This window comes from Pseudomonas cuatrocienegasensis (assembly GCF_900110925.1).
GTDB lineage: Bacteria > Pseudomonadota > Gammaproteobacteria > Pseudomonadales > Pseudomonadaceae > Aquipseudomonas > Aquipseudomonas cuatrocienegasensis.
In genome coordinates, this window is the sequence record NZ_FOFP01000032.1 from 1 (window position 1) to 17,611 (window position 17,611).

The window sequence follows — 17,611 nt, forward strand, 5'->3', positions numbered from 1 at the left end:
CGCTCCCCTCGGGCGCCATGACCTGGCTGCCGACTTGGCGGTAGCCTTTGCCCGCTTCGATCAGCACATCGCCATTGGTCGAGCCAACGGTGCTGGCCGCGGCGCTCTGGCTGGTGGTGAGGCCCTTGACGCTCTGCTGCTGGCTGCCCAGGGTGACTGCGAAGCCGCCGCCGCTGAACAGCCCGCTTTTCTTCACCGACTTGTCGTGACGCTCGCTGATGCTCTCGCTCGCCGCTTCGATATTGATGTTGTTGTCAGCCGCCAAAATAGTCTGGTCGGTGGACACCACGTTGCTGCCGATCAGGGTGATGTCGCGACCGGCCTGTACATAGGTTTGCTCGCCGCTCAGGGTCGAGCCCTGGGCCTGGGTTTGCTTGACGGTGTCGCGCGTGGTGGTGGTCTTGCTGGAGAACATCCCGTTGCTGCCTTTGACCTTGTGCGCTTCATCGGCAAACTGGCTGTTTTGCGCTGCACTCAGGTTGACGTCGCGCCCTGCATCGGCAATCACCGCACCTTGTTGGCTGGTCACGCTGGCGCCTCGGGCGTTGAGGTCCTGCGCGGCACTCAGGCGCACGTCACCTTGCCCTTGGATGGTCGAGCCGACCTCAGTCTGGCTGGCGTCTTTACGCCAGTTGCTGCTGTTCCAGGTCACTGACTGCTGATGCGCCTCGCCGACCGTCGCCAGGTTGATCGTGTTGCCCGCCTCCAGCAATGTGCCGCCGCTACCGGCGTTGACTACTTGGGCGCCGGTCAGGTTGAGGTCCTTGCCAGCGCTGACGCTCATGGTGCCGCCCGCGCCACTGACAAACAGCCCGGCTACCCGTGACAGGCTGGTGCGCGTCCCCTGTTCGCTGCTGCTGTCGCGGCTGCTGGAGATGACGTTGACGTTTTCACCGGCTTCGATTGCCAGGCTGTTTGTGGCCCCAATCAGGCCGCCGAGGTTGTCGAGGTTGTCGCGCGCCGTCAGCGAGACGTTGTCGGCCTGGATGCGGCCGCCGAGGTTTTCGATGTTCTGCGCAGTGATCGCCATCACGCTACGCCCGGCCAGGCTGCCACTGTTGACCAGATCACCGGCGATGTTCAGATTCAGTTGTTGCCCGGCAATCAGTGCGCCGGAGCCGTTGAGGTCGCCTTCCTGCACGCGCACGTAGACCTGCGGCACCAGCACGTTGCGGGTTTCACCGTTGGCCAGGGTAACCTGCTGTTGCACCAGCCAGACAATGTCACTGGTCAACTGGGCCATCTGCTCAGCAGAGAGCGCCACGCCAGGCACCAGTTGCCATTGGCTGGCGACGGTGACGGCGTTGTCGATCAGCGCGCGGTACTGCACTTCGTCACTGGCGTAGCCATCAAGGAAGCGGCGGCCGGTGAGTTGCGCGATCTGCTCGCGAATCAGCTTCTGCTCGTAGAAGCCATCACCGAGCCGCTGCTGGGTCAACGCCGGGTCAACTTGCAGGCGCTCGAGCATGTAGTCCGAGGACAGCCAGGTGCGGTAGCTGGCAAAACGCGGGTCGGTTTCAACCAGGTAACTGCTGGTGGCCTGCGGATTGCTGGTGAACAGGCTGTTGTTCGGCAACTCAAGGGACGGACCGCCGCTGCGAATCTGCTCGTCGATACCTTGGCCGTTCAGTTGGGTCTGGGCGGCAACCTGCACAATGGGCGCGACCTGAAAGGTTCTGGCCGTGGGGGTACTGACCGAGCCGGTGGCGTCGATCGACTGGTCGACGGCCTGGGTGCTGCGCGTGCTGATCAGGGTCCCCGTGCCGCTGATGGCCGAGTTCTGCGCGAAGACGCTAGGTTGCAGAGAGATGTTCTGAATCAAGGGCGCAGGCGTGTAGGTTGCACTGTTCGATCCCTGCCGGTCGCGGCCCTTTTCCTGGATGCGGTAGAAGTTGGTGACAGTGCCGCTGTCGACGGTCGTGCGCTGACCCGCCAGCTCGGTGTTGGTCAGCTGGGTGATGTTGGCCTGCAGCAACCCGCCGGCAATAATGCGACTTTTGTCGTTGAGCACATCTTCTGCGCTGATACGCAGCGTCCCGCCGGACAAGATTTGTGCCGGTGACGAGGTGGCGATTTGGGTTTCATTGACTACGCGGGTGTAGTCGTAACGGTTCCAGTTGTCTCGCCGGCCCTCGGGGGTGGTCAGGTAATTCACTTCATCATTGTCCAGGGAGATCTGGCTGGACTGATAACGGTTGGTAGAGCCGCTGAGCTGAAATTCCTGTTGCGCCGTACGGCTGACCTGCACGTCACGGGTACTGAAATGTTCGTTGGTGTTGCGCACGCGTTTTACGTCCAGCGACAGGTTGCCGAGGGCTTCAATGGTCGCACTGGCGTTGCTCAGCAATTGAGCGCGGCCCTCGGCGCTGTCGAGAGCGCTCAAGCTGCCACCAATCGCGAGATCTCCGGCACTGAAGATCAAGGACGCCTCACGGTTGTCCAAATTGTCCACGCCAATGTTCAGCGAGTCGCGGGCGGCGATGGTCGCAGCGCTATCGTTCTCATCACGGTTGTTCAGCGTCGATGCGTCGATGGCCAGTTGGTCGCCGTAAAGACGAGCGGTGCCCAGGTTATTGAGTGTCGTGGCCTGTACACGCACTTGCTGACCGTCGATCAGGCCACGGTTGGTGAGTGTGTCAGTGAGCTTCAAGTTAACCTGCCCGGCGCTGATCTCGGCGTTGACAGCGTTGTCCAGCGCTTGCGCGCTGAGCAGAAGCGACGTGCCTGCCAGTAATCGGCCAGCGTTTTTGATCGACCCGGCGGTGTTCAGGTCAACCCTGTTGTTGGCCTGAATCTGCCCGCTCAGGTCGAGGTCGCGTTGCAAGCTGAAGGTCAGGTCGCCCAGACTCAGGGCCCGACCAGAACCACCGTAATAGGCCGCATTGAGCGACAGCAGGCTGCCCGCGAGTAAGGTGCCATTGAGGTTGTGCACCGACTGACGGCGCTGCGCGGCATCCCGGTCGCGAATGCTCAGGTCGCCGCCCGACGAGATCAGTCCGTTCTGGTTGTTCAGCGTCAGGCTGACGCCAAGCGACAACCCCTCATCGGTTCGCATGGCACCGCTCTGGTTGTTCAGAGTATCGACCGCCAGGCTCATGCTGCGGCCTTCAAGACCTTGATCGGGGCCTTGGGTGGCGCCGTTGTTGACTGTATCGGCACTCACGTCCAGCGTCTGCGCACTGCGGACCAGGCCGCCCTGATTGCTGAGTGTCTCATCCAGCACCAGCTTGACATCACCGAGCGCTTGTAACTGACCACCGCGGTTATCCAATCGGGCACCCTCGACGGTCACGCTGTTCTCGCCAATGATCTGGCCATCGCTGTCGTTGACCAGGTCGGCGGTCTTGAGCAACAGAGCGCCCTTGGCCCTGAGAAAACCGGCACTGTTATTGAAGTTGGCACTGCGAATCTCTACATCACCCTGGCCGCTGATGCCTTGGGTGGTGCCAGACTGAGTGTTGTTCAACGCCTTGCTGCCGGTGTCGATAAACAGCTTGTCATGGGCCTGGATCACACCCGCCACATTGCGCAGTTCACCACTGCGCAGGTCGAGGGTCGACCCCGCATTCAACGTACCCTGGCTGTTATCCAGAAGATGGCCATGGCTGTCGAGCTCCAGGGCTTGGCCGTTGATCACGCCGCTTTGGTTATTCAGGCCCAAGGCCGACAGTGTGATATCACCGCGGCTTTCAAGACGCCCGCCGTTGTTGTTCAGCATGCCACCCGAGACGCTGACATCAATCCAGGACTGCACCGAGCCCAACACACCGTTGGTGTTGTTCAACTGCCCGCTGATGATCTTCATGTGCTGGGTGGCCGCGAGCGTGCCACCGGTGTTGTTTATCTGATCGAATTCCGCGTGCAGCTCACCCCCCGTACTCAGGGTGCCTTTTATATTGTCCAGGCGCTTGCCGCTCACCCTCGCCGTACCACCGGCGGCCAGGGTGCCGCCGCTGTTATCAATCAGCTTGCTGGCGGTGACCGTCAACGCGCTATCCCCGGTAGCCAGAACCTTACCGCCCTGGTTGTTCAGCGTGCCGACATCAAGGGTCATGACGCCGGCGCTGCTGACTTGTCCATCCTGGTTGTCGAAGCGCTCTGTGGCGCTGATCTGCGATAACTGGGCGCCGGTCTGCAGGATACGCCCGCCTTGGTTGGACAAGGTCTTGGTGTCGAGTTCGATCTGTTGGCCTTGGGTCAAACCGTCATCGACCACCACCTTGGCGGCCTCAATCATCAACTTGCCGTTGCTCGCCAAAAGGCCTTCGCTGCCGTCCAGTTGGTTCACCTGGATATCCAGGGTGCCTTTGCCCGCGTGTTCGACCTTGCCCTTGCTGTTGTCGAAGCGGGTGGCGCCGAGCTTCAGGTTGTCGGCGTTGGAAGCGATACGCCCATTACTGTTGTCAAGGGCGGTGCTGACTTCGATAGAGGTGTTTGCGCTGCCCGTCTGTAGCAGCTCACCAGCGATATTGGAAAGGTCGCGGGCACTCAGTTGCAGGTTGGTGGCATTGACCTTGGCGGAGTCGGTACGCAGGGTTTTACCAGCCGTTGCCTTCAACACCTGGGAAGCATCGATCTGACTGCCACTGAGGTTGGCGTCACCCGTGCTGGCGGTCAGGGTGATGTTGCGGCCCAGGGTCTGGCTAGCGCTCAAATCCACATCAGCAGCTTCGACGCTCACATCGCCCGCGGCAAGGTTCAGACCCTGGGCGGTGACGGTGCTGGCCTTGATCACAAGGTTGCCGCTGGTGCCTGGCTTGCCGTCCGCCTCGACACCCGCTGCGAGGCTGGAAGCGGCGGTGCTGCGGACGGTCTGGGCAATCAGCGTCGTATGCTTCTGGCTGGCAATGGTGCCGCTGTTGTCGATGTCAATGACTCTGTCGAGTGTTACATCACCCTTGGCGTATAGGGTGCCGCTATTTTCAATGCGGGTGGCGTTGATCTGAGTCGCCGCGGCGCTACTGATAGCACCCAGGTTTTGTAATGTGCCGTCCGCGCTGATCACCACCTCACCGGCCATGGCGCCTAGCTGTCCTGCGTTACGCATGCCGACACCGGACTCAGTGCCTACCAGCATGATTTTCCCGGCGTACATACCACCCAGCTGGGCAACGTCGATGGCCACGACGGGCTTTTCTCCGACATCTCCGGCCTGGGGCTCGGCCCGGGTATTTTCGGCGTTGACCTGATTGCGTCCGACAGTGACCTTCAAGTCGTTGGCCCAGACTCCAGCATTGACCTGTACCGTATGCGCAATCAGGTCTGTGTAGTCGGCGTCGCGGGTATCAAGGCCATTGCCCTGAACAGTGATCGCGCCGCCACTCACCGTGTAGCCGGTGATGTTGCCGTTTTCCAGTTGCGCCTGACCGGTACTCAAGGTTGCCCGATTGGCGTTGATGAAACCGCACCCGTCGCAGGTAATACCCGCCGGGTTGGCGATGACCACCTGAGCACGCTGACCTGCCACTTCGACATAGCCACGCAGTTGGCTGGGATTGCTGGCATTGACTTCGTTGAGGATGACCCGTGCGCCGCCATGGGGCATCGCCACATTGCCCTCGATCCAGCCCCCCAGCTGCGTCTGGGTATTGACCGCGCTGTTGTTGAGGATCACCCCACGACGGTCGACATCAAACTGGTTGTAGACATTTCGCGAAACGCCAGCAGCGCTGGGCGGGCGGATATTCACCTGCGGTGTCCCGTTAGCGCTTTCAATTACCATTGGCCGCTGACCACCCGGAGCACCGGGGTCGGCTACGATGGTCCCGGCCCAGGCCGGCATCACGCTCAAAGACACCAGCCCGATCGCCGTCATCAGTGCAAAACGCAGTTGCGCCAGGGTCGCTATGCAAGCAGGCGCAACTGCCGCCCGGCTGGCCCGGGTGCCGGGAGCCTTGACTTGGCTGGCGACGTTCTCCGCCACGACCATCAACAAGCCACGTGCTTTATTGAATACGATTCGGTACAGATGCTTGTTCATAGCAATTCCATCTGCGGATCAAGCCCGCGAAGCTTAGGGGTATGGGACTAGGGTTTAAGTGAAGGCGCGGTAGCGACCGGATGAGCCGCAAACCAGGCTTTGGCCTGTTCGGGGATCACACCGATACCTTGGAATGTCTTGATCCGCAGACCGCGCTCCTCACCTCGGTGATCGAGCGCGCGAGCACATTTATTGGCGAACAGTCGGCGTTGCAGCACACGTGACAGCGCAGCGCTGTGCCCAAAAGGCGCCACCCAGTCGTTGAACCAGAGGCGCTCGCCGCTGTTCCAGTCGGCCTCACGGAGCATCAAGGGTGACTGCTGCACATAGCGCTGCTCGGCGGCTTCGTCGAAGTTGAGCCAAGACAGGTAGCACACCGGCTTGCCATTTTCGCTGCCGAGCACGAACTGACGGTGCTTGAGCGCGGGTAGCAGCAGTGTGGGTAGGGTATGCAGCGGCGCATCACGGTGTGCCCTGGAGTGCATCCACAGCCACGTGACCGAGCCGAGCACGGTGGCCTCATTCCAGGGCTCGTCAATTAGCCCCGGGGCCGTGATCTCTAGCGTATCGAAGCGCATGGCATAACCTCAGAATGACCAGGTGACGGTAAAGGCGCTGACCGAGCTGGCCGTGTCGAAGCCATCCGGCTTCTTGAGCGGCGTGCCCAGCGACCAGTCATAAAACAGGCCTTTGTAACCACCACGCACGCCTACCACGGCACCCGCCAGGCGTTTGCCGATCAGAAACTCACTGGCCTGACCACTGACTTCGCCATAGTCGATACCGGTGTAAAGCTCCTGGCCGGTCTGCCCCAGTGTCAGGCCGACTTCGTTACGCAGTGTCCAGCCTCGGTCCGAGGAGAGAATGTTTTCCCCGTCAAAACCGCGAACGCTGTAACGCCCGCCAATCGAAAAACGGTCCTGCGGAACAAGCGGAGTCCGATTCCATTGCGCACGCCAGCCACCGATGTAGCGCAGACGTTGGCCACTGAGGGTGAACGGCACTTGTAGCTGGGCATCTGTGGTGATGATTTGCGAACGTGATGTGCCTGCGTTCAGGAATTCTTCAGGTGCCCGCAGCGAGTCATGAGCGCCGGTACCTCGTCGGTAAGCGACGCCAAGATCAAGAACCGAGGCGCCGATAAACTCGCGATGGTCAACGCCGAACTGCCAGCCAGCCATGCGCCGGTCCTGATTGCCGATCTGGGTGTCATCGATGAAATTTTCCGAGGTGCGGGTCCACAGGCCACCCCATGCCGTGGTCTTGCGCACAGCGTCGCGGTAAAGCAGGCGCGATAGGCGCAGATCATTGCTACGGCTCTCGCCACGGTATTGATAAGCCTGGTTGGCGCCAGCGACCGACTGCTCGTACTGGTATTCGCTGGTCGTAAATGCCAGTTGCCAATAACCGAATGGCAGCGAGTAATGGAAGCTGTTGCCGTCAGAACCCCGCTGACCGGATTCACCGCCGCCCAGGTCGTGATTGAGGCTGGCGTAGAACAAGTCGTTGAGTGACAGCAGGTTATCCAGAGACAGCGACACGTTGCCCTGGTACTTGCCGGTGCTCTTGCTGCCCGAGTTATCGATGGACAGACTCACACGCGCCGGGAGCCGTTGACTCCATTTGATCACGACATCACTTTCACCTGGCTTGGCATCAGCCGCTTGTGCGGGGGTAATCTGGATGTCGGTCTCGGCTGTGGGCACGCGCTTGAAATTTTCCAGCGCCTGTTCGATGTCGCGCAGGTTGAGCAAATCGCCGGGGCTGGCGGGCATTGCATTCCAGAGGTTGGCGCGACGGCTGGTACCTTCGGCAAAACGAATCTCGCGAATGCGTCCGGGTACCAGTGTCAGCACCAGAACCCCACTGTTCAGGTCCTGGGCTTCGGCGAGGACGCGAGTGGTGACATAGCCTGCTTCGATGATCACATTCTGCATGCGCTTCATCGTCATGTTGATGCCTGCACCACCCAGGCACCGACCAAGGGCAGGATCATCTGGGGGGTTGGCGGCTTCCAGCGCCCATTGAAACTGTTCGGATGCCTCGCCAATCAAGCGAATGTCGTTGATCGCAAAGCAGGGCACTTCGTTTTCCGGCAAACGGGAATCGCCCTCATGCTGAGGCACCTGAAGCCGCACATCAGGCCGCGACTGCAACTGATCACGCATGACCCGTTCGCGCTCTTGCTGGCGCAGCAGTTCATCTTCAGGCTCGGCAGCCTGAGCAGCATTGCCCACTGCGATGAGCCAAACCACCAGCACCATCAGCGCGACATGTTTGGTACGCAAAGACGGCAAGCAGGTCACCCCCACAAAACGTCGAAAGGGGCATAACTCGAATAGTGAACAATGTGCATGCGGGGGCATTTCACGTCCTTGTGGCCTAAAATCAGAGGCGATAGTGATATCGCCACAATGGGCAGTGGCACTGAACAGACACGGCAAAGACGGGCCTTGACCAGTAGCGAAAGAAACCTTCTGAACGGAAGACGAAAATTTCATATAGCGAAAACGTCTGAACGTTTCGCGGGACGCAATCTACTTGATACGGGATAAAGAAAATGTGACCGCCCTAGCAATGGCAGAACGGAGCTTGTCCGGCCGAAACGGCCAGGCCAGGCTATAGCCGCCACCAGCAACAGGTGGAGTTCGCCTGGATTTACCCTGAAGCCGGCAGCATCAACGATGTGCTTTTCGCTGCTCAGCGTTGATCGTTTCTAGGAGCCTGTCGGGCTTGACCGTTCGTAGCGAGGGAAAGTCCGTGGTCCGACATTTCGGCTTGAGTCAGTTTTGTTGCTCTTTCGAGGCGGATGGCCGCCCCGCAAATAGCGAGCTATTTAACGAGAAAGAGCGGCAAAATTGGCCAAGTCCGGCTTTTGCGCAGTAGAACAGTGTTAAGTCCGACAGGCTCCTAGCGTCGCGACACGAATCATTTTTTCGCTTTTTGCAGGGCCCGTCCGTCGTCCAGGCCGCCGCGCTGTCGCGTAGCAAACTGTATAAGCGCCCGGGTAATGCCGCGTCCTTACCTGCGATGTTTTTGCATTGGAAGAGATCGCCCGCCAGCAGACTCTCACGAGAATTTATGCTGATTAATTTTCTCTATAAAAATGACTTATTATATTTTTATTCGAGATGGTCTGTTTTCATAAACAGTGCAAGTCGGCTTATCCAAAACAGCCAAAAAGCCTATTGCCACTTCAATTAGAACTCATCACTCAGGAACCCTTCTGAATATGATGAACATCACTATAACTTCTCCAACAGTAAAACTTCCGAATTCTTCCCTTAAGCCTCAGCCAAGCCATTACGAGGCTGCAACTGACATGCTATGCTCTCGGGCCGACATCCCAGCCTAGGCGCTAGCAAGCCGTGACTGAAAAACACACACCCGCAAAAAACATCCTGGCCAACCATCCTGCGCGCGAGCTCATTCGTCTTGAACATGTTTTTGGGGCGCTGGGCAATCCACTACGGCTCGCCGCTGTTCATATGATTGCGCAAGGTGATGAGTTTCTGTGCTGTGATGTTTTGCCGGACATCCCCAAATCCACCATGACCCATCACTGGCGAATTTTGCGCGACAGCGGTGTTGTATGGCAGCAGCGCATCGGCCGCGAATACCGACTGTCGTTACGCCGTGAGGATTTGGATGCGCGCTTTCCCGGGTTGCTCAATGCCATTCTGCAACCACTGGCCCACGACCCCGTCACCACAGATACCATTAACCATTACTTACTCAATAAAAAACCGTAGTCTCACTCAATTCGTTCGCGCCTGCTTTTTAGCCATCCCCTACTTAATGCCTAGACAATAAAAAGCTCTGTTCCAATAGGCTGTTGCATCCCTGTGCAGGCCATAACGCAGCACCGGTATGAACACCCTACAGGTGTAGGAGCCCCGCCTCGGGGCGAATCGATTGCAGCCATTCAGTTATTTCGGCGTTACCCATGGCATTCGCCGCGGGGCGCGGCTCCCCAAAAGCATCGGCGCCGTGCAACAGGGTACTGGAACATCGCCAATAAAAAGGCCGTCTAGGCGTTAACCCAGACGGCCTTTTAAACTCAACTCAACGAACCGGGCTGTACTCAACCGGAACCCAGCGATACGCATCACCATCCGTCACCACATGGCCTATCCCGGGAAACGGCAAGTGTGCAGCCGCAATCCACAACTGCCCTTGCACGGCATACTTCAGGATGCGCATACGGGTAGCAATGGCGGCCTCTGGATCATGATCGAACACCACAGATACCTCAGGGTGCTTGAACTGCACGGCATGGCTATGCACGACGTCCCCCCAGACCAGGAGTTGCCTGTCACCACTGCCAATCAGGTAACCGGTCATCCCCGGTGAATGACCCGCCTCATCGACACTTTCAATGCCAGCAACTGGGGACTCACCTTTTTCAAAGGTGCGAAATTTACCGGCAGCCTTGTAGGGCGCTACTGTGCGGCGAGCAGCCGCGAAGAAAACACGATCCGCCTCTGGCGCAGCATCGGCAATTGATTCGCTCAACCAGTAATCCGCATCATCCTTCGGTGCGACGAACTCGGCATTGGTAAATGCCGCTGTACCGTCGGGGTTCGTTGCCCCACACGCATGGTCTGGGTGCATATGGGTAACGATAACTTCATCAACTTCTTCGGGACTGACGCCGGACACCTTGATGTTATCAACCAAATTACCCAAGGTATCTCCAAAGCACTTGGCAGCCCCCGCATCAATCAGTGTAAGACGATCTTTCTGTTGTATCAGGTAAGCATTTACCGAGGTTTGTACGCCATCTTTACTGATGGGTACATACATCGCCTGCAACAGACCATTCAGGTCTAGGCCGTCGGCGTTTTTCAGCACCGATGTTTGCAGATAGACCGGCCCATCGTAATAAGCCGTTACCGTTACATCGTCACCTAATGCCATCCGGTAATAGCCAGGCACCTGAACACTATCAGCACTCAAACGCGGCGTATTTTCTGCAGCCACAGCCACAGCCCCAGAACAGGCTAGTACCACGCCGGTAACGATGGCGCTGAACGCACACCAAGAAACTTTGCTCATATTCTTCCTCGTACTCCATATAAATGCGTAACCGGCTGACGTCTAACCCACCACCTGCCTGCAGCCGAACGATATCCGGGCAATATTTTTCATACAGCCGTAGCGCGCAGATTGGCTTGCACTGCCGCGAAGGCCCCCCCCCAAGACCCCTGAGCATAGAGCAGGATGATTAACTAAGCCGCAATAGATACGAAAATACTCGTACCATAATACCAATGTCAATATTCATTGCTGCGAGCAACCCGCGCACTGCCATCCCCTGCAAATGACGTCAACTATCAAAAACCGGCAGCAACCATCAATGCCCCCCCACCAAAGCCTCTTACTCTGGGAGCACACCGCAGGCCATTCACCCGATTCGAGGTTCGCTATGACTCATAACAAATGGACCAGTCTTGCAGCACTCCTTATGGCTTTTTGCAGCACGGCCTCCGCCGAGCAAAACACCAATGAGGTGCTTATCGAGGCGCCCATCCAGAAGGTCTATGACTATGTCTCCCAGCCGCACCGTTGGCATGAATGGCACCCGGCATCGCTCAGTGCAGACACCGCAACCGCTGGGGAACTGAAGCAGGGCGACAGGTTCTCGGAGAAGATCCGCATTTACGGCCAGGAAACCCAGATGAGCTATGTGGTGCTGATCGCCTCGCCGCCTAATGAGTTCAAGACCGCCTTCACCTCGGCCCTTATCGACGGCAGCATTCACTACCGCCTGGAGCAACGCAGCGACGGCACGCTGTTCAAGCGAACCCTCGATTACTCGATAGACAAATATATCGCCACCCTGAAAAGCGGCATGCAGGGACTGTCGAGAACTGCACTGGGCAACCTGAAAGACACGCTGGAAAGCGCGCAATGAACCGGCTTCTGGCAGAACACCGGAGCAGGCCATGAATAAGTACCTTGGCACCTCTTTCGCTCAAAAGTCAGTCGGCGCCCTGCTGCTCGTGCTGGTGTTGAGCGGGTGCAGCACACCCCTATCAAGCCCGACTGATCAACGCCGTGTGACGACCCTCAGCGTATCGCTCGCGCTGCTGATTGATGACAAGGCGTTTGTGGGCGACCTGGTGCGCGGCGCGCTGCTCAATACCAGCAAACCCGCGCGACATTTCTACATGTGCGCGCTGCAGCGCAATGATCAGGACATTGCCACGCTGCTGAGCCATACGGCGATCACCACCTGGTACACCGGGCACATGGGCCCGCTGCCCCGTGCGGCGGTTCAGGCAACTTTCAAGTGATCACGGCTGGGCCAGCAGCAGCGTCTCGATCACCTGGTAGGTGTTGCGGTAGATCTGGGTGAAATGCGCTTCGCTGTCGCCCAGTTGGCCATGCCGGTACATGGTCATCATGCCCTGGCACGAGCTGAGCATCATCATCGCGGTGCGCTCAATGTTGATGTCCTGCCTGAAGACGCCAACGTTATGGCATTCACGCACACGGTCGATGAGTATCTGAAACGCCCCACGCCGCAGCGAGAAGAACTGCTGCAGAACCTCTGCATTGACTTGCGGCTTGTGGCTGAGAAAAAACACGTCGTAGTGGCTGGGCTGCTCCAGGCCAAAGGCCAGAAAAGACTCGGAACACAGCAGCAGGCGATGCAGCGGCGTGTCGCCGGCGAGGGAGCGACTCATGTAGCGGGAGAAGGTCTCGACACCTTCAAGGAAGATTTCGCCAAGCAACTCTTCCTTGTTCTTGAAATGCCAGTAGATCGCCGCAGGCGTCACCCCAATCGAGGCGGCGAGCTTGCGCATCGACAGCCCTTTCTCCCCGGACTCAAGAAACAATGCGCGCGCCTCGTTGAGGATCAGCGCTTTCTGGTCGTGCTTGGACAATGGTGGCCTCATCTACGGGTGATCGACTGCGTGCGCCAAGAGTATCGCGCGTACCCGCCAAGCCCAACAATACTGTGACGCTCATGCCATCAAGAGAGCCGCTTCCAGTGCCCGGGGGACTGCCCTGTCCAACGCTGGAAGGCACGGCAAAAACTCGCTGCATCGGAGTAGCCAATACACTGAGCAACCTGCTGCAGATCCATTCTCGACTCGCTCAGCAAGCGTTGCGCAAAACGCGCTTTGATCTGGTCATTCAGCGACCTGAACCTCTGCCCTTCATCAGCTAAACGCCGGTGCAAAGTGCGATCCGACATCCCCATAAGACTGGCGACCGCCCTCGCTGTCAGCAATGACGCCGCATGTTCCAACAAGACCCGCTGCACCCTCCGCGTGATGGGCAGGGCACCAGATGCCAGCTCGGCTTCTTCGATCAGGCGCCCACACAGCACCTCGCCCTGATGATGCGCCGTATGGTTGGCCTGTGGCAGCGCGCACGCCAGGTCTGCCGCGGCAAACAACACACCATTCTTGTTGCTGGCAAAGCTCACCGGACATGCCAACGCGAGGTAGCCCGCCAACCCCTCGGTCGGGCACGCATAACGGACCTCAATCGCCAGCGGCACCAACGGACGCTGCATCAGCTCCGAGACGATCTGTACCACAGCAGACAGGCCACGCTCCACGACAAAGACACGGGCATCACGCGGCACCACCGAGTCATCGAAGATGACCCACAGGCCGCGCGGCTCGGCCAGGGTTTTCACCGGGCAGATGGCCAGTGCCAGGGACTGAAAGCGGTCCAGGGCCGCCAGCGCACTGGCCAGGGTTTCACTGGCGAGCATGGTAAAGCCGAGCAGCCCCAGCGTGGTCAGGTGGTACTGACGCCCCGCGGAAAAACCCAGCCCAGGCCGGCCGATGCGCTGGATCAGATTGCGAATGACCGCCAGCTCCTGCCAGGCCTCGATGGTGCTGTCCGAACGGGCCAACTGCGCGCTATCGATGGCGCTCCCCAACAGGCAAGGCTCGACGGCCAGGTGGTTATCTTTCGCCGTTTCCAGCAAATAACGCACCCCCGAGCAACTGCGCGCCTGCCGCCAATCCATATCCTCTCTCCGCCTGCGCCTCAGCCAAAGCGCTCGCGCAATGACTGTTTGTGAACCTTGCCGGTCGCCCCCAAGGGCATCTGCTCGATCACCTCCATCCGCTCCGGCAACCACCAGGTCGGAACCTGGCTCTGCAGGTGCATGCGCATGCTGTCTGGGTCCAGCTCGCAACCGTCCTTGAGGGTCAGGATCAGCAAGGGCCGCTCCGACCATTTCGCATCGGGGATGCCGATCACTGCGGCTTGCGCGACCGCCGCGTGGCTTTGCGCCGCCAGCTCCAGCTCCAGCGAACTGATCCACTCGCCACCCGACTTGATCACGTCTTTCGAGCGGTCGGTCAGCTTGAGAAACCCGCGCGGGTCGATGTGGGCAATGTCGCCAGTGACGAACCAGCCGTCGGCGCTGCAGGCCGACTCTGCCTGCTTGAAATACTGACCGGCCACCCAATGCCCACGCACCTGCAGGTGCCCGGCGCTGGCGCCGTCCCAGTTGAGGGTCTGGCCGTCGTCGTTGACGATGCGCAAATCGACCCCCCACAGGCCTCGGCCCTGCTTGAGCTTCTCCTGCTGAAAATGCGCCTCACCCAGGCTGGCAGAGTCCGGCAGTGGCCGATTGACCACGCCGATGGGGCTCAGCTCGGTCATGCCCCAGGCTTGCAGCACCGTCACACCAATGGCCTCGAAGCGTTGCAACAGTGTCTTGTCCAGCGCCGCGCCGCCAATAAACACCTCGCGCAGTTCCGTGAAGCGCAACTGCTGCTCGTCCAGGTAGTTGAGCACGCTCTGCCAGATGGTCGGGACACCCAGCGCCAGCGTGACCCGCTCCTGCTGCAGCAGTTGGTACAGGCGCGGGGCATCCAGGCCATTACCCGGCATCACCAGCTTGGCGCCGGTCAGTAACGCCGCGTACGGCATGCCCCAGGCATTGACATGGAACATCGGCACCACCGGCATGACCACCGACTGCGCTGACAACGCCGCGCTGTCGGGCAAGGCTGAGATCAGCGCATGCAGCACCGTGGAGCGGTGGCTGTAGAGCACGCCTTTGGGGTTGCCCGTGGTGCCCGAGGTGTAGCACAGCGAACAGGCCGCACGCTCGTCCAACTGCGGCCACTGCAGCTCATCGCCCTGCGCACTGAGCAGGGGTTCATAGGCCAGGCAACCCTCGGGCATGGCGCTGTTCAGGTCGGCCTCGTGGCCCAGCGCCACCCAGCACATCTGCCCGCGCCGGGCGCCAGCGAGCTTGCTCACCAGGGCGCTCAGATCGGTATCGAAGAACATCAGCCGGTCTTCGGCATGCTCAATGATGTAGCTCAGTTGCTCGGGGTGCAGGCGCGGGTTGATGGTGTGGCACACCGCGCCAATGCCGGCGCAGGCGTAGTAAAGCTCAAGGTGCCGATGGGTGTTCCAGGCCAGGGTCGCCACCCGATCACCCGGCCCGATCCCCAGCGCCAGCAGGGCATTGGCCAACTGCCGCGTGCGCTGGGCCAGCTCCTTGTAGCGGTGGGACACCACCTCACCGCTCACCAGCCGGCTGACCACCTGCTGCTCAGGGTGAAAACGTTCGGCGTGCTCCAGCAGGCTGCCGACCAACAGGGGTTTTTCCATCATCAAACCAAGCATCTTATTATTCTCCTTGTAGGTGCAATGACCGGCGGGGATGGCTCTACATCAACCCATGACGTCCTTGAACAGCCCGTCATAGTCCTGCGCCGTGGGTTTTCTGGGGTTGGTCATGCTGTTGAGGTCGGCCATGGCATGTTCGGCCAGCCCGTCCAGGTGCGCCTCGCTAACGCCCATCTGCCGCAGATTGGCCGGCAGGCCCAGGCGCTGGTTGAGGTCGCTGATGAAATCGGCCAGATCCGCCTGAGCGGGCAGGCCCATGGCGCGTTTCAGGCGCTGGTATTTGTCACCCACATGGGCCTGGTTGAAGCGCAAAACAGCCGGCAGCATGAGCGCGTTGAGCGTGCCGTGGTGCAGGTTCAGCTCATGCAGACGACCCACCGCATGGCTCATCGCATGCACGGCGCCAAGCCCTTTGATAAAGGCCAGCGCGCCCTCGGTCGAGGCCATCATCATCTGCCAGCGCGCCTCGCTGTCTTGACCGTCCTGCACTGCGCGCAGCAAGTGCCCCTGGGCGATGGCGCGCTCCAGGCCGTCGAGGCCCACAGCTTCTGCCGGCGGGTTGACCACCGGCGACAACACCGCCTCGATGCAGTGCGTCACGGCATCCATCCCGGTGGCGGCGGTGAGGCCGGGCGGCAACCCGAGCGTCAGTTGCGGGTCGCAGATGGCCAGGCGCGGCAGCAGTAAATCGCTGACAAAGGTCAGCTTGCGGCCGTCCTCACAGATGATCACGCTGGCCACGCTGGCTTCTGAACCTGTCCCGGCGGTGGTGGGGATGGCGATCAGTGGCGCCACCTCGCGGATCTTGCCTTTGCCGCCTTCGGTGGCGGCGTATTGCGCCAGCGGCCCCGGCTGGCGGGCCAGCAAGGCCACCGCCTTGCCCAGGTCCATGGGCGAGCCGCCACCGAGACAGATGACGCTGTCGCACCCCGCTGCGCGGTACATCTGCAGGGCCTGCAGCACGGCGGCTTCCGTGGGGTTTGCCGGCACCTCACTGAACAGCACGAAGGGCACCTCTGCCGGCAGGTGCTCGCGCAGCGCCTGCAGGATCGGCCCCTTGGACAGGTTAGGCCCGCTGACAATCAGCGGCCGCTGCATATTCAACCGCTGCATGCCCTTGCCCAGGTGCTTGAGCGCGCCGTGGTCGAACTGGATTTGCGTCAGGTAACTGAGCACTGCCATCGAGATACTCCTTATCCGGCCAGCCCGAGGTCGGCTCTGGCTGTGTTGATCAGCGCGCGGTAGACATTGCTCAACATGCGCGTGGCCTTTTCTTCGCTGATGGCGCGTGGCTCGTACGTAGCGCTGAAGAGCACCTGGCAGGTCTGCTCATCACCGCTGACCTGCAAGGTTGCCTGGTAGTGGGCCAACGGCATGGGGCCTGGCTCCGTCATCGCGTAGGTCAGCGTGCGCGCGGCGTCGTCGCGCGCCTCCAGGCGCTCAACCAGCACCAGACCACCGGGCATCTGCAGGTGCCGGCAACTGCCGACCCCCTCGCCCACCATCTCGACGCGCTCGGCCAGGCCCGCCCGGGCGATGGCGGCAAAGTCACGCATGGCATGCCAGGTTTTCTGGGCGCTCGCTTCCAGGGTTTCGCGGTAGCTGAACTCCAACATCGGGCCATCTCCTAAACAGGTGTTCATTTTTGTACACCGGATTGATAAAGCAGGCAAGCCCAACATGCCGAAGAAAAAAGTCGACTCAATCGCCCCTGCGCAAAGGGCATAGACACATTAACTAAACACGCGTTAAGTTATTTGCTCAGCGCCGTTTCCAGGGCGCGAACCAGGCCACCTGCCCCCCCACAAGAACAAGGGTGCTCGACATGATCTATGCAAAACCGCACAGCCAGGGCAGTGTTCTGGCGCTGCAGGCCCGATACGGCAACTACATCAACGGTGAGTTCGTCGCCCCGGTGGGTGGCCAGTACTTCACCAACACCAGCCCGGTGGATGCCTCGGTGATCGGCGAATTCCCGCGTTCCGATGCCAAGGACATCGACAAAGCCCT

At 60.0% G+C, this 17,611-nt stretch carries 12 protein-coding genes and 1 pseudogene; 4 read left to right on the forward strand and 9 right to left on the reverse strand.

Annotated features, from left to right (window positions below):
- The 3 genes from BMW49_RS23835 to BMW49_RS23845 all read right to left on the reverse strand — a co-directional run.
- Positions 1 to 5,980: two-partner secretion domain-containing protein (locus BMW49_RS23835; RefSeq protein WP_139205718.1), on the reverse strand; the 5,980-nt coding region annotated here is incomplete at its 3' end.
- A gap of 47 nt (positions 5,981 to 6,027) precedes the next feature.
- The gene (locus BMW49_RS23840) at positions 6,028 to 6,558 is read right to left on the reverse strand and encodes a toxin-activating lysine-acyltransferase (protein ID WP_069522331.1); all 531 of its coding nucleotides are present in this window, start codon (positions 6,556 to 6,558) and stop codon (positions 6,028 to 6,030) included.
- 9 nt (positions 6,559 to 6,567) lie between these two features.
- Positions 6,568 to 8,277: a ShlB/FhaC/HecB family hemolysin secretion/activation protein gene (locus tag BMW49_RS23845; RefSeq protein ID WP_244168409.1), complete on the reverse strand. Its 1,710-nt coding sequence runs from the start codon at positions 8,275 to 8,277 to the stop codon at positions 6,568 to 6,570.
- A gap of 1,071 nt (positions 8,278 to 9,348) precedes the next feature.
- On the opposite strand from BMW49_RS23845, the gene BMW49_RS23850 reads away from it, so the two are divergent.
- Entirely contained in the window at positions 9,349 to 9,732 is a 384-nt protein-coding gene (locus BMW49_RS23850) for an ArsR/SmtB family transcription factor (protein ID WP_244168410.1), read from the forward strand.
- 313 nt (positions 9,733 to 10,045) lie between these two features.
- Here the strand turns inward: BMW49_RS23850 and BMW49_RS23855 are convergent, their stop codons facing one another.
- Positions 10,046 to 11,038 (reverse strand): MBL fold metallo-hydrolase, encoded by a 993-nt coding sequence (locus BMW49_RS23855; RefSeq protein ID WP_069522335.1) that lies wholly within the window; start codon positions 11,036 to 11,038, stop codon positions 10,046 to 10,048.
- 409 nt (positions 11,039 to 11,447) lie between these two features.
- On the opposite strand from BMW49_RS23855, the gene BMW49_RS23860 reads away from it, so the two are divergent.
- Together BMW49_RS23860 and BMW49_RS23865 are read left to right on the forward strand one after the other, a co-directional pair.
- The gene (locus BMW49_RS23860) at positions 11,448 to 11,897 is read left to right on the forward strand and encodes an SRPBCC family protein (protein ID WP_069522337.1); all 450 of its coding nucleotides are present in this window, start codon (positions 11,448 to 11,450) and stop codon (positions 11,895 to 11,897) included.
- A 31-nt stretch (positions 11,898 to 11,928) separates the two neighbouring features.
- Positions 11,929 to 12,279, forward strand: a complete 351-nt coding sequence (locus BMW49_RS23865; protein ID WP_069522339.1) for a hypothetical protein — start codon at positions 11,929 to 11,931, stop codon at positions 12,277 to 12,279.
- Here BMW49_RS23865 and BMW49_RS23870 read toward each other — a convergent pair whose 3' ends face one another.
- The 5 genes from BMW49_RS23870 to BMW49_RS23890 all read right to left on the reverse strand — a co-directional run bounded on the left by BMW49_RS23870 (position 12,280) and on the right by BMW49_RS23890 (position 17,217).
- Positions 12,280 to 12,873 carry a TetR/AcrR family transcriptional regulator gene (locus BMW49_RS23870; RefSeq protein ID WP_069522341.1) on the reverse strand — a complete coding sequence of 198 codons (594 nt, stop codon included), beginning with the start codon at positions 12,871 to 12,873 and terminating at the stop codon, positions 12,280 to 12,282.
- 89 nt (positions 12,874 to 12,962) lie between these two features.
- Positions 12,963 to 13,976 (reverse strand): AraC family transcriptional regulator, encoded by a 1,014-nt coding sequence (locus tag BMW49_RS23875; RefSeq protein WP_069522343.1) that lies wholly within the window; start codon positions 13,974 to 13,976, stop codon positions 12,963 to 12,965.
- 20 nt (positions 13,977 to 13,996) lie between these two features.
- The gene (locus BMW49_RS23880; protein ID WP_069522345.1) at positions 13,997 to 15,598 is read right to left on the reverse strand and encodes a long-chain fatty acid--CoA ligase; all 1,602 of its coding nucleotides are present in this window, start codon (positions 15,596 to 15,598) and stop codon (positions 13,997 to 13,999) included.
- A gap of 48 nt (positions 15,599 to 15,646) precedes the next feature.
- Positions 15,647 to 16,783, reverse strand: coding sequence for an iron-containing alcohol dehydrogenase (locus BMW49_RS23885; RefSeq protein ID WP_069522346.1), 1,137 nt, complete (start codon positions 16,781 to 16,783; stop codon positions 15,647 to 15,649).
- An 11-nt stretch (positions 16,784 to 16,794) separates the two neighbouring features.
- Positions 16,795 to 17,217 (reverse strand): SRPBCC family protein, encoded by a 423-nt coding sequence (locus BMW49_RS23890; RefSeq protein WP_069522348.1) that lies wholly within the window; start codon positions 17,215 to 17,217, stop codon positions 16,795 to 16,797.
- 209 nt (positions 17,218 to 17,426) lie between these two features.
- Between BMW49_RS23890 and BMW49_RS23895 the strand changes: the two are divergent.
- Positions 17,427 to 17,611 (forward strand): annotated as a pseudogene (locus tag BMW49_RS23895) (aldehyde dehydrogenase family protein); the annotation flags it as partial.